Consider the following 12,771-nt stretch of genomic DNA (forward strand, 5'->3'; position numbering starts at 1 on the left):
GAATGAATGGAATGAATTGCCGGATCGCCGCCCGTCCGAGGGGTGGTTTCCCAGTTCTTGTTAGATTATTGACTGCTTGACATTCAAAGATATACCGCAAAGGCAAGAGTTGTCCATCTGAATCAATAGTCATTGAAATTTGCTCAATTTGACGACTTGATCAGATGAAATATTTTCATCTGCTCCAATAGGACGGTTGCGCGTAGGCATGCCTCAGGAAGTCGACGAAGGCACGTATCCTCAGGGGAAGATGGCGGCGTTGAGCGAACACCGCGTAGATGTCGCTGCCGGGAGCGGCGAACTCGTCGAGCACCGTGACTAGTTTGCCGGATTTGATGGCGGAAGCCACTTCCCACATGGACCGCCAGGCGAGGCCGCGGCCTTCCAGCGCCCAGTCGTGCAGCACCGCGCCATCGTTGCACACCATGTTGCCATTGACTTTCAGTGTGACGTTTTTGCCGTTCTGCCGGAAGGTCCAGCCGCGCTGGCTGCCCTGGCTGCTGATGGCCAGGCAGTTGTGCCGGGCCAGGTCGTCCAGCGACACCGGCGCGCCATGGCGTTTGAGGTAAGCCGGCGACGCCACGACCACGCGCTTGTTGTCGGCCAGCTTCACTCCGATCAGGTTCGAGTCGGAAAGGGTGGCAATGCGGATCGCCACGTCGACCCCCTCGCCAATGAGGTCGACCACCCGGTCGTTGAGGTTGAGCGTCACCGAAAGGTCGCGGTGTTCCGCCAGGAACGATGGAAGCAACGGCGCGACGTGCTGCCGGCCGAAGCCGGCCGGCGCGGAGATCAGCAGGTGGCCGCTGGCGCGGGCGCTGCGTTCCGAGACCGCGGCCTCGGCGTTTTCCAGGTCGGCCAGGATGCGCTGGCAGTCATCGAGGAAGGCGATGCCTTCGTTGGTCAAGGCGATCTTGCGGGTGGTCCGCTGCAGCAGCTTGACTCCCAGGCGCTCCTCCAGTGCGTCGAGGCGCCGGCCGATCATCGCGGGCGCGATACCCTCGGCCCGCGCCGCCGCCGACAGGCTGCCCTTGGCGGCGACATCGACGAAGGTGGAGATCTGCTTGAAATGGTCCATGGGAAACGAAAGCGCCTCGAATCACGCTCAGCTTGTACTAAAACGCAATAATAACTTCATTTTTTGTTTCGCTTTTGCGATTCGATATTGAATATACTCCTTGTCTTATATAAGACATGGATTTTCTGCCATGACGATTCAAGCCATCTTGTTCGACGCCTACGGCACGCTGTTCGATGTGTATTCCATCGGCGCGCTGGCGGAGCGCCTGTTTCCGGGACGCGGCGGCGCGCTCGCGGAGTTGTGGCGCGACAAGCAGATCGAGTACACCCGCCTGCGCACCCTGTGTTCTACCTACAAGCCGTTTTGGGAAGTTACCCAGGATGCGCTGGTGTTTTCCTGCCGCAAGCTCGGACTGGACCTGACCCTCGACGCGCAGAACGCCCTGATGGGGCAGTACGCGAAGCTGCAAGCCTTCCCCGAGAACCGCGAGGTCCTGCAGCGCTTGGCGGGCATGGGCCTCAAGCTGGGCATCCTGTCTAACGGCAATCCGCAGATGCTGGAATCGGCGGTCGAGGCGGCCGGCATGAACGGCATCTTCCACCACATCCTGTCGGTGGACGCCATCAGGAAGTTCAAGACCGCGCCGGAAGCCTACCAGCTGGGTCCGGATGTCTTCGGCCTGTCGGCGAAAAACATTCTCTTCGTCTCGAGCAACTGCTGGGATGCCTGCGGCGCCACCTGGTTCGGCTACAGCACCTTCTGGGTCAATCGTTCCTGCGCGCCAGTCGAGGAATTGGGCGTGACCCCGGACAGCACCGGCACCGACATGCGCGACCTGCTGCGCTTCGTGGAAAAACACGTGGGAGAAGGAAAATGACGGTCACACAGATCCTGATCGTGGGCATCGCGGCATTTTGCGCCGGGGCCATGAATTCCGTGGCGGGCGGCGGCACCTTCCTGTCCTTTCCGGCGCTGCTCGCGGCCGGCGTGCCGCCGGTCTCGGCCAATGCCAGCAACTCGGTGGCGCTGTGGCCGGCGAGCCTGTCCGGCGCCTGGGCCTATCGCGCGGAACTGGCGCGTTACAAGCGCTATCTGATTCCGATGGGCCTGATGTCGCTGGTCGGCGGCATCGGCGGCGGCCTGCTGCTGCTGACCACCAAGGATGCGACGTTTTCGCGGCTGATTCCCTGGCTGCTGCTGTTCGCCACCTTGCTGTTCGCTTTCTCCAGCCAGATCTCGGCGTGGCTGCGCCGGGGCCGGGCGGCGCAGGACGGCGGTCAGGCGCACGCGCCCGGAACCGGCCCGGCGGCACTCGCCGGACAGGCGGTGGTCTCGGTGTACGGCGGTTTCTTCGGCGCCGGCATGGGCATCCTGATGCTCGCTAGCCTGGCCATGGCCGGCCACGACGACGTCCATGAAATCAATGCCATCAAGAACCTGCTGTCGGCCATCATCTACAGCGTCACCGTCGTCACCTTCGTGGTGGCGGGCGCGGTCAGCTGGCCCTACACCATCATCATGCTCGCCACGGCAACCCTGGGCGGGTATTGGGGGGCAAGCATCGCGCGCAAGATCCCCGCGCTGTGGCTGCGCCGCTTCATCATCACCGTCGGCTTCGGCCTGACGATCTTTTACTTTTACAAGACGCTGTAAGCGTTCCCCATTCCTCATTTGCCATCCCTAACCCAACTGCCAGGAACAACAACATGACCGAACGTACATCCTGCCACGGCCTCCAGGTCGCCACCAATCTCTACCGCTTCATCGAAGACCAGGTGCTGCCGGGTTCCGGCATCGACAGCACCGCCTTCTGGAAAGGCTTCGACGCCATCGTCAGCGAACTCGCGCCCAAGAATGCCGCGCTGCTGGCCGAGCGCGACCGCATGCAGGTCGAACTCGACAAGTGGTACAAGGCCAACCCCGGCCCGATCAAGGACAAGCCCGGCTACCGCGCCTTCCTCGAACAGCTCGGCTATCTGGTTCCCGCGCCCAAGGACGTGAAGGTCAGCACCGCCAACGTCGATGCCGAACTCGCCCTGCAGGCCGGCCCGCAGCTGGTCGTGCCCATCCTCAACGCCCGCTACGCGCTCAATGCGGCGAACGCGCGCTGGGGCTCGCTTTATGACGCGCTCTATGGCACCGACGCCATCCCCGACACCGAAACCGACGAACGCGCCGGCGGCTACAACCCCGAGCGCGGCGCGAAGGTCATCGCCTATGCCCGCAAGTTCCTCGACGAATCCGCGCCCCTGGCCAAGGGCTCGCACGCTGACTCCACCGGCTACCGCGTCGAGGGCGGCAAGCTGGTCGTGTCCCTGAAAGACGGTTCCACCACCGGCCTCGCCGACGAAAGCAAGTTCGTCGGCTGGCAAGGCGACGCTGCCGCGCCGACCGGCGTGCTGCTTAAGAATAACGGCCTGCACATCGACATCCGCGTCGACCGCAACACCCCGATCGGCAAGGATGACGCCGCCGGCGTCGCCGACGTGGTGCTCGAAGCTGCACTGTCCACCATCCTCGACCTGGAAGATTCCATCGCCGCGGTGGACGCCGAGGACAAGGTGCTGGCCTATTCGAACTGGCTGGGCATCCTGCAAGGCACGCTCACCGAGACCGTATCCAAGGGCGGCAAGACCTTCGAGCGCACCCTGAACGCCGACCGCAAGTACCAGGCGGCCGCGGGCGCGGCCGATGCCAAGGATGGCGTCGTGACCCTGCATGGCCGCTCGCTGCTGTTCCTGCGCAACGTCGGCCACCTGATGACCAATCCCGCCATCCTCTGGGGTGACGGCAAGGAAATCCCGGAAGGCATCATGGACGCGGTGATCACCACCACCATCGCCTTGCGCGACCTGAAGAAGGGCGCCGACCACAAATACCGCAACTCGCGCACCGGCTCGGTTTACATCGTGAAACCCAAGATGCACGGCCCGGCGGAAGTCGCTTTCGCCAGCGAACTCTTCGGCCGCGTCGAAACCCTGCTCGGCCTCGCGCCGAACACCGTCAAGCTCGGCATCATGGATGAAGAACGCCGTACCAGCGTCAACCTCAAGGCCTGCATCAAGGAAGCCGCTGCGCGCGTCGCCTTCATCAACACCGGCTTCCTCGACCGCACCGGCGATGAAATGCATACCTCCATGCACGCCGGCCCGATGCTGCGCAAGGGCGACATGAAGACCAGCGCCTGGCTGACGTCGTACGAGCGCAGCAACGTGCTGACCGGCCTGTCCTGCAGCCTGCGCGGACGCGCACAGATCGGCAAGGGCATGTGGGCCATGCCGGATCTGATGGCTGCCATGCTGGAACAGAAGATCGGCCATCCGAAGGCCGGCGCCAACACCGCCTGGGTGCCGTCGCCCACCGCCGCCACGCTGCATGCGCTGCATTACCACAAGGTGAACGTGGCGCAGATCCAGCAGGAATTCGAGGGTCAGGCCAGCGACGCCGAGATCGCTCGCCTGCTCGACGGCCTGCTGGAAGTGCCGGTCGTCGCCAAGGCCGAATGGTCCGCCGCCGACATCCAGCAGGAACTGGACAACAACGCCCAGGGCATCCTCGGCTACGTCGTGCGCTGGGTCGACCAGGGCGTCGGCTGCTCCAAGGTGCCCGACATCCACAACGTCGGCCTGATGGAAGACCGTGCCACGCTGCGCATCTCCAGCCAGCACATCGCCAACTGGCTGCTGCATGGCGTGGTCACCGCCGACCAGGTCAACGAAACCCTGCAGCGCATGGCCAAGGTGGTGGACGGCCAGAACGCGGGCGACCCGTTCTACAAGCCGATGGCGCCGAACTTCGAGGCATCGTTTGCCTACCGCGCGGCACGCGACCTGGTGTTCAAGGGCCTGGAGCAACCGGCCGGCTACACCGAGCCGCTGCTGCACGCATGGCGCCTGCGGGTGAAGGCGGAGGCCTGATCCGGCGCCGGTTCACACGGCGGTAGTCGAAGTAACCATGCGGCCGGCACCCCGACGATGCAATGCATCGCCTCGTCGGGGTGCCGGCCGCGTTCCTATCCTCAGCACGGGATTCCCGTTCAAAACGGCAGCACGCCGTCCGCGTTCCACACGTTGATCGCGTTCCCGGGCATTTCCTGGTCCTGTTCCCGATCGATGTTGGCCCACCAAGGCGGCAGCGGAAGCAGGTCTTCAAGGGTGGTGCCGTGCTGCAAGAGGGCATGGACCGCGGGAGTCGTCCCATGATTGTCCGCGATGTCCGGATTCGCGCGATGCCTCAGCAGCAACGCGACCATGCCGCGGCAAGCCTGTCCCGCCGCTTTGTGAAGCGCGGTCTGGCCTGAATCATCCCGCGCATCCACCATCGCGCTTTGCGCCAGCAGCACGCTCGCCGCATCGTAGGAATTCCATTCTGCCGCGATCATCAGCGGCGTGGCCCCGTCATCATCCCTGGCTTCGATGGATGCGCGATGCCGGATCAGTTCAAGCACGATGTCGGGGTGATTGGAAGCTGCCGCCTCGCCGAGTGCGGTTACGCCCGAGTGATCGGATGCGTTGATCGGCAGGCGCTTGAGGGACAGGAGCAATCTTGCTGCTTCGATGTGCCCGTTGCGCGCCGCGATGGCGAGCACGGTTTGCCCTTCCAGGTTGCAAGCGCCGATGACGGCGCCATGATCGATCAGCGATTGCATGATGGACGGCTGGTTGCTTTCCACTGCCTGGATCAGCGGAGTCGTGCCCTCGTTATCGGGGTAGTTCGGCATCGCGCGGGCATCGAGCAGGATCTTGCAAACGTCGGGCGTCTTGGCGTGGATAGCGTGGTGAAGCGCCGTGCGGCCTCCCGTGTCCGTGAAGTTCACGCGGGCGCGGTGCCGCAGCAGGCAGGCTGTCGCCCTGGCATGGCCGCTGCGGGCGGCGGCATGGAGGGCTTGCCGGTTTCTCCGGTCCCGGGCCGCAACGTTGATCTGCCGGGCGCTGACCGGCCGCGGTGCGAGTTCTCCCGCTGCCATGTAGAGCAACCGGTCGAGCAGAACCTCGTCCCCGGTGCGCGACGGACATCAGCAGGGTATTGCCGCGCCGGTACCGCGACGACGCCAGCGCCTGGCTCCACGCGATGCAGACCTTGGCATTCTCCGCGAGCTCGCGATGGCCGCGGCTGGTCGCGGCGAATGCCTGGAAGCTGCCCGGCCAGCGGTCATCCTTGCTGGTGCGGATGTCGGGTGGAACCAGCATGCCGAAGACGTGGTGGCGGATGTCTTCGGGCATGCGCAGGAACAGATTGGCGCGATGGAAGTGACCGACAGGACAGGCAACGGGAGGCGATCGGGGTTCGGGCTGCTCAAGGATGGTTGGTTCGGTGGACCGGTGGCCTGATGAAAAAATGGCGGGATTCAATTGGCGTCCTTTCTTCGAAATGCGTGTCGCGCGACGCAGCGGTCGTGGCTGCAGGACACGTCAAACCCTGCTTGGTGTCAAATACCGCGACAACGTGGCAGGGCCGGTCCGATCGACCGGAGCAGAAAATTTAGTCGGCATCCTCTAGCGGACGGCGATCCGATTTATCGTACGATGGCGCGAAAGCCAACAAACGGAGGTGACATGGGCAAGCCGAAACCGAAATCATCCACCCGACGCAAGTTCCTGCTTGGCGCGCTCGGCGCGACAGGCGCGCTGATCGTCGGCTGGGGCGTGATGCCGATTGCCCAGCGACTCGACACCGAAAATACCTTCCCGCCCAAGGAGGGCGAGATCACGCTCAACGGCTGGGTGAAGATCGCCCGGGACGGGACGGTGATCGTGGCCATGTCGCGCAACGAAATGGGGCAGGGCGTGCACACCGCGCTGCCGATGCTCTTGGCCGAGGAACTCGACGTGCCGCTCTCCATGGTGAGCATCGAGCAGGCGCCGATGGACAAGATCTACGGCGACATCACCATCCTGCCGGGCGCCTTGCCCTTCCATCCGGACAGTAGCACCGGCGTCTTCATGCGGGGCGCGAAATGGCTGTCGGCCAAGGCGGCGCGCAGCTTCGGCATCATGATCACCGGAAATTCGACCAGCATCCGCGATTGCTGGGAACCGATGCGCGAAGCCGGCGCGGCGGCACGCGCCATGCTGGTGGCCGCCGCCGCGAAGGAATGGAACGTGCCGGCCGGCGAATGCCGTACCGAGGACGGCGCCGTCTTGCACGGCAGCGGCAAGCGCGCCGGCTACGGCGAACTTGCTGAAAAGGCGGCCGGCACCCGCCCCGGGAAGATCAAGCTCAAGGAGCCCAAGGATTTCAAGCTGATCGGACATTCCCAGCCAAGGCGCGATGCGCCGTCCAAGGTGAACGGCCGCGCCGGCTACGGCATCGACGTGCGCCGGGAAGGCATGGTCTATGCGGCGGTGCGCATGGCGCCGGTGTTCGGCGCCGGCGTCCAGCAGGTCGACGAGGCTGCGGTCTCTGGCATGCCGGGCGTGCTCAAGGTCGTCCGCTTTTCCCGCAGCGCCGGGTCGCAGGCCGGGGTCGCGGTGATCGCCCGGAGCTTCTGGCAGGCGAAGCAGGCCGCTGCCGCGCTTCCCGTCACCTGGGACAAGGGCCCCAATGCCGGACTGTCGAGCGATGGCATCTTCAAGCAACTCGCGGCGGCGCTCGACAATGACAGCGGGTTCACCTACTACAAGACGGGCGACATGGATGCCGGACGCAATGCCGCCAAGACCGTCCGCGCTGAATACCGCGCTCCATTCCTGGCGCACGCCACGATGGAACCCATCAATTGCACGGTGCAGGTCAAGGATGGCGAAGTGGACGTCTGGCTGCCTACGCAGGTGCCGGGATTGTCCGCATCCGCGGCCGCCAAGGCCGCCGGCGTACCGCTGGGCAAGGTCCGGGTGCATGAGACCTACCTCGGGGGCGGGTTCGGCCGGCGCCTCGAAACCGACATGGTGACCCAGGCGACGACGATCGCCGCCCAGGCCGGTGGCGTGCCGGTGCAGGTCATCTGGACCCGCGAGGAAGACATGGGCCACGATTTCTACCGGCCCGCCGCCATCGCCCGCTTCAGCGCCAGCCTCGATGGCCAGGGCGGGGTGCTCGCCTACGACAACAAGTCGGCCGGCGGCTCGGTGTCGCATCACATGATGGACCGGGCCTTTGGCCTGCCCAAGCTTGGACCGGACAAATACGCCGCCGAGGGAGAGTTCGACCTGTGCTACGAGTTTCCGAACCAGCACATCGCCCACGTGATCGTGGATTCCGAGGTGCCGCTCGGCTCATGGCGTTCGGTCGGGCATTCGCAGAATGCGTTTTTCAAGGAATCGTTCATCGACGAGATGGCCCATGCCGGCGGACGCGATCCAGTCGAGTTCCGCCGCAACCTCCTGCAGCGTCATCCGCGGCATCTCGCCGTGCTGAATGCGGCGGTCGAGAAGGCCGGCGCGCCGGCTCAGGGACGGGCCCACGGCGTCGCCCTGCACGATTCCTTCGGCGCCATCGTGGCCCAGGTGGCGGAGGTGTCGGTGGAGGGTGCGGACATCCGGGTGCACCGCGTGGTGTGCGCGATCGATTGCGGCATTGCCGTCAATCCGGACGGCGTGGCCCAGCAGATGGAATCCGGCATCCTGTTCGGCCTCAGTGCCGCGCTGTTCGGCGAGATCACGATCAAGGACGGGAAGGTGGAGCAGCAGAATTTCCACAACTATCCCGTGGTGCGCATGAACCAGGCGCCGGTGGTGGAGACGGTGATCATGAAGAGCGCCGAACCGCCCGGCGGCGTGGGCGAGCCGGGCACGCCGCCGGTGGCGCCGGCGGTGGCGAATGCGGTGTTCCAGCTGACGGGAAAACGGCTGAGAAGCCTGCCCCTGAAGCTGGCGTAGCTGGCCTGGCCGGCCTGTTCCGGCAAAGCCTCAGGCGCCGGCGCCGAGACGTGCGCGCAGGCTGAACTCGTCGAGTTTGTCGTCGGGGTCGGCGTCAGCAGAGGCGTGCGCGCCGATGAGGCGGTCCGCCACCCGCGGATCCGGCAAGACCGTGCCGAAGAAATGCACGTCGTCGCCGCGCTGAATCAGCAGGGTGGGGAAGTTCTCCACGTCGATGTCGCCCACCACGTCGGCCTCGTCCTCGATGTCGATCCAGACGAAGCGCTTGTCCGGATGCTGCCGGGCGAGCGCGTCAAAGCCGGCGCGATAGGCGCGGCAGGTGTCGCACCACGCGGCGCAGAGGCAGGCAACCACCCAGTCGTCGCCGGCCAGCCAGTCGGCAAGCTGGTTGCGGGAAGCGGGCGTCAGGGTCAGGCTGGACATGTCGGCAAGCAAGGGAAATGAAAAGGCGGCCGGGAAGAAATCCGGGCCGCCCTCATTGTAGTACGGGAAGAGAGTAATTGCCTTTGCGCCCGTGCGGCGGGGCCTGTTTCAGGCCGTCGTGTTGATGTTCTTGCCGAGATGCGAAGGTAGGTTGTACGCGGGCTTGTCATTGTCTCCCGGCTTGACGGCCGATGCGGCCGGCGTCGCGGGCGGCAGTGATTCGATCAGGGCGGATGCCGTGGCGGCCTGTACCTCTTCCGTCTTCTTCTGCACCGCGAGGCCGACGGTGTCGTCCGCGTCCGGAGTGCGGGCGGGAGTGGCAAAGCTGGCAATGCTGTTGATTTCCATGTCGTTCCCTTTCAGCGTGGTCGTCTTTCGCGCCTGCCGGACGAATGGACGAACCGTCGGCGTACCTGCTTTAACGGCAGCGGCCATAGCCGATTTAGCCTTTATGCCTCGTCCGGCGAAAATTATTTCATTCGCGGATAGGAGTGGTACCGCCATGGGACCGACGCGGGGTGGCACGGTAAAATACCGGCATGAGTACCTTACTTGCATTGGAAACGTCCACCGAGGTGGCGTCGGTTGCCTTGCTGCACGGCGGCGAAGTGCATTGCCTCGAATCAAGCGGCGTGCAGACCCATTCCCAGAGCGTGCTGCCGATGGCGCAGCGCCTGCTTGCCGATGCCGGACTTGCGCTGCGCGACTGCGATGCGATCGCCTTCGGCGCCGGCCCCGGTTCGTTCACCGGCGTGCGCACCGCGTGCGGCATCGCCCAGGGGCTTGCCTTCGGCGCCGGCTTGCCGGTGGTGCCGGTGGTGACCCTGCTGGCCATGGCGGAAGCCTGCCGTGCCACGCACGGTGCGTCCGACGTCCTTGCCTTGCTCGACGCGCGCATGGACGAAGTGTACTGGGCGCGCTATCGATGGGAAGATGGTTGGTCCATGGTACAGGAACCGGCGCTGGCGCGACCGGAGACCGTGCCCGCCGCCGGAGAAGCATACGCCTGCGGCAACGGGCTCAAGCTGATTGCCGCGGCCATGCCGGAGCATCCCTTCACGCAGCGGACGGATGCCGCGGTGATGCCCCATGCGCGCTGGATCGCGGCGCTGGCCGAGGCCGAATTCGCGGCCGGGCGCACGGTGGCGGCGCGCGATGCCCAGCCGGTCTACCTGCGCAACAAGGTCGCGATGACCACGGCGGAGCGGATGGCGAAGGTGACGGCATGAGTTCGGTGCAGTCCCTGGAAGACGCGGTGCCGGCGCTGGACAGCCTGCGCTTCGCGCCCATGACCGTCGACGATCTGGAAGAGGTCATGGTCATCGAGAACAGCATCTATCCCCACCCCTGGACGCGCGGCAATTTCCTCGATTCCCTTTACAGCGGTTACCAGGCATGGACGCTGCGCGAACCGGGCGGCGCCCTGACGGGATACTTCATGCTGATGCTGGCGGTGGACGAGGCGCACCTGCTGAACATCAGCGTGCGGCGCGACCTGCACGGCAAGGGGCTCGGACGCCTGCAGCTCGACAAGGCATTTGCCATTGCCCGCGCCCACCGGCTGGATTCCATCCTCCTCGAGGTGCGGCCATCAAATGCCCGCGCCCTGGCGGTCTATGAACGCTATGGTTTCGAACGCGTCGGCATCCGGAAGGGGTATTACCCGGCTGCGGACAATGCCCGAGAAGATGCGATCGTGATGAGAGGAGCTGCCCGTGAACCAGAAGCCTGACCGGCGCACCGCCTTCCTGGAGGAAATGGGCCTCGGGCCTGCCTGGACGAGGCGCGAGCTTCCTGCTGCTCCTGCCGCCTTGCCGGAGGAGGCACGGCAAGCACCGGCGGCACCGGATTCCCTCGCCGCTTTACCGCTCGCCGACGCCCCCCATGCGGAAACCGGTTCGCTGCTGACCGAAGTGATCGACCTGCCGTCGGCAACCCGGCCGTCCGACCCGGACGTCGCCGGCATGGACTGGGAAAGGCTCAAGGCGAGCGTCTCCGTCTGTACCAAGTGCCGCCTCTGCCAGGGCCGCAACCACACTGTGTTCGGCGTGGGAGACGAGCGCGCGAAATGGCTGTTCGTGGGCGAGGGCCCGGGGCGGCAGGAAGACCTGCGCGGTGAACCTTTCGTCGGCCCGGCAGGGGAGCTGCTGGACAACATGCTGCTGGCGATGCAGCTGCGGCGCGGCGAAAACGCCTACATCGCGAACATCGTCAAGTGCAGGCCGACCGATGACAACGGCCGCGACCGCCCGCCCGCCGCGGACGAGGCCGCCGCGTGCCTGCCTTACCTGTCGCGCCAGATCGAGCTCATCCAGCCGGCGGTCATCGTCGCACTCGGCAAGAGCGCCGCCGTGCACCTGCTGGGACTCAATCCGGACACGCCCGTCGCCAGCCTGCGCGGCAAGGTGCACCAGTATGCCGGGCGGCCGCTGATCGTGACCTATCATCCCGCCTACCTCCTGCGCAATACCGTCGACAAGCGCAAGGCCTGGGCCGATCTCTGCCTTGCCATGGCGACCTATGCCACCGCCTGAGCCAGGCGGCAAGCAAGACGCGGCGAGCTACCAGCGCCACTTCCACCGGCGCTGGAACCACCTGCAGGACCGCCACGTGCGCACGCTGGCCTGGTTACTGGACGCGCCGGATCTGCTCGATGCGAACGCCGCTGCCTGGCAGGGCAAGGTGGCGACGCTTGGTCCGGTCGATGCCGCCACCGCCGCCTGGCTGGCCGAACTGGATGCCGCGCCGGAGGCCCTGCACGCGGCGCTGCCCAGCGGTCCCTTCACCCGCCTCGGGCGCTATGCCGAAAGCCTGATGGCGTTCTACCTCGCGTGGCAGGGCCGCCTGATTGCCCACGGGGTGCAGGTTCGTGGGGAAAAGAATGAAACCGTGGGCGAGTTCGACTTCATCGTGCGCGACGGCGCCGAGGCGGTGCACTGGGAATTCGCCACCAAGCTCTACCTCCTGGAAACCTGCGGAAAGGGACGCCATGCCGATTACTTCGTCGGGCCGAATCTCGCCGATACCCTCGGCGCCAAGGTGCGCAAGATCATGCAGCGGCAGCTGGCGCTGTCCTCGCATCCGAATGCGATCAACCATTTGCCCGAGCCGGTGCACCGCGCGCAGGCCTTGGTGAAGGGGTGGCTGTTTTACCAGGGAGGAACACCCGATACCATCATTCCGGAAGGTATCGGCCACTGTCATTGCCGCGGGTTCTGGAACGTGCTGGACGGCCTGGACGACCTCGCATCGTTGCGCTACGTGATCCTGCCCCGCCTCCAGTGGCTGGCGCCGGGCAAGTTCCGCGAGAACGAGACATGCGGGCTGGACGAACTGCGCGGCACGATCCGCGCGCATTTCGGTGGCAACACCATGCCGGTGCTGGTGTCGGTGCTGGAAACCGATGGCGGGCGGGATGGCTGGTTATTGGAAACCGACCGGGGATTCATCGTGCCGGACGACTGGAGCCGCCGCGCCGCGGCGATGGGCTGAGCTAAGCTGAGCTGAGCC

At 65.4% G+C, this 12,771-nt stretch carries 13 protein-coding genes; 9 read left to right on the forward strand and 4 right to left on the reverse strand.

Features of this window, described 5'->3' with window-relative positions; all coding sequences use genetic code 11:
• Nucleotides 1-175: 175 nt before the first annotated feature.
• Complete coding sequence (locus G3574_RS17215) at nt 176-1,078, reverse strand: LysR family transcriptional regulator (protein WP_163965786.1); 903 nt, start codon at nt 1,076-1,078, stop codon at nt 176-178.
• A 130-nt stretch (nt 1,079-1,208) separates the two neighbouring features.
• Here G3574_RS17215 and G3574_RS17220 point away from each other — a divergent pair, with 130 nt between their 5' ends.
• The 3 genes from G3574_RS17220 to G3574_RS17230 are packed head-to-tail and all read left to right on the forward strand — an operon-like array spanning nt 1,209 to nt 4,938.
• The gene (locus G3574_RS17220) at nt 1,209-1,898 is read left to right on the forward strand and encodes a haloacid dehalogenase type II (protein ID WP_163965789.1); all 690 of its coding nucleotides are present in this window, start codon (nt 1,209-1,211) and stop codon (nt 1,896-1,898) included.
• Nucleotides 1,895-2,674: a sulfite exporter TauE/SafE family protein gene (locus G3574_RS17225; RefSeq protein ID WP_163965792.1), complete on the forward strand. Its 780-nt coding sequence runs from the start codon at nt 1,895-1,897 to the stop codon at nt 2,672-2,674. The genes G3574_RS17220 and G3574_RS17225 overlap by 4 nt, the downstream gene beginning before the upstream one ends.
• A gap of 53 nt (nt 2,675-2,727) precedes the next feature.
• On the forward strand, nt 2,728-4,938 hold the full coding sequence (locus tag G3574_RS17230) for a malate synthase G (protein WP_163965795.1): 2,211 nt from the start codon (nt 2,728-2,730) through the stop codon (nt 4,936-4,938).
• A 119-nt stretch (nt 4,939-5,057) separates the two neighbouring features.
• Here G3574_RS17230 and G3574_RS17235 read toward each other — a convergent pair whose 3' ends face one another.
• Entirely contained in the window at nt 5,058-5,987 is a 930-nt protein-coding gene (locus G3574_RS17235; protein WP_163965797.1) for an ankyrin repeat domain-containing protein, read from the reverse strand.
• A gap of 34 nt (nt 5,988-6,021) precedes the next feature.
• Between G3574_RS17235 and G3574_RS17240 the strand changes: the two genes are divergently transcribed.
• Entirely contained in the window at nt 6,022-6,351 is a 330-nt protein-coding gene (locus G3574_RS17240; RefSeq protein WP_163965799.1) for a hypothetical protein, read from the forward strand.
• Nucleotides 6,352-6,576: 225 nt separating this feature from the next.
• Nucleotides 6,577-8,838 (forward strand): xanthine dehydrogenase family protein molybdopterin-binding subunit, encoded by a 2,262-nt coding sequence (locus G3574_RS17245; RefSeq protein WP_163965802.1) that lies wholly within the window; start codon nt 6,577-6,579, stop codon nt 8,836-8,838.
• A 30-nt stretch (nt 8,839-8,868) separates the two neighbouring features.
• On the opposite strand, the gene G3574_RS17250 is transcribed toward G3574_RS17245, so the two are convergent.
• The gene (locus tag G3574_RS17250; protein WP_163965804.1) at nt 8,869-9,261 is read right to left on the reverse strand and encodes a thioredoxin family protein; all 393 of its coding nucleotides are present in this window, start codon (nt 9,259-9,261) and stop codon (nt 8,869-8,871) included.
• Nucleotides 9,262-9,369: 108 nt separating this feature from the next.
• A complete protein-coding gene (locus G3574_RS17255; RefSeq protein ID WP_163965807.1) occupies nt 9,370-9,609 on the reverse strand; it encodes a YjfB family protein in 240 nt (79 codons plus the stop codon).
• Nucleotides 9,610-9,800: 191 nt separating this feature from the next.
• On the opposite strand from G3574_RS17255, the gene tsaB reads away from it, so the two are divergent.
• The 4 genes from tsaB to G3574_RS17275 are packed head-to-tail and all read left to right on the forward strand — an operon-like array spanning nt 9,801 to nt 12,753.
• On the forward strand, nt 9,801-10,490 hold the full coding sequence (gene tsaB / locus G3574_RS17260; RefSeq protein WP_163965810.1) for a tRNA (adenosine(37)-N6)-threonylcarbamoyltransferase complex dimerization subunit type 1 TsaB: 690 nt from the start codon (nt 9,801-9,803) through the stop codon (nt 10,488-10,490).
• Complete coding sequence (gene rimI / locus G3574_RS17265) at nt 10,487-10,993, forward strand: ribosomal protein S18-alanine N-acetyltransferase (protein ID WP_163965813.1); 507 nt, start codon at nt 10,487-10,489, stop codon at nt 10,991-10,993. Before tsaB ends, rimI begins: the two co-directional genes overlap by 4 nt.
• 25 nt (nt 10,994-11,018) lie before the next feature.
• Nucleotides 11,019-11,795 (forward strand): uracil-DNA glycosylase, encoded by a 777-nt coding sequence (locus G3574_RS17270; protein ID WP_163965936.1) that lies wholly within the window; start codon nt 11,019-11,021, stop codon nt 11,793-11,795.
• Nucleotides 11,782-12,753, forward strand: coding sequence for a DUF1853 family protein (locus G3574_RS17275; protein ID WP_163965815.1), 972 nt, complete (start codon nt 11,782-11,784; stop codon nt 12,751-12,753). Before G3574_RS17270 ends, G3574_RS17275 begins: the two co-directional genes overlap by 14 nt.
• The last annotated feature ends 18 nt before the right edge of the window (nt 12,754-12,771 follow it).

The organism is Noviherbaspirillum galbum (genome assembly GCF_010974945.1).
Taxonomy (GTDB): domain Bacteria; phylum Pseudomonadota; class Gammaproteobacteria; order Burkholderiales; family Burkholderiaceae_D; genus Noviherbaspirillum; species Noviherbaspirillum galbum.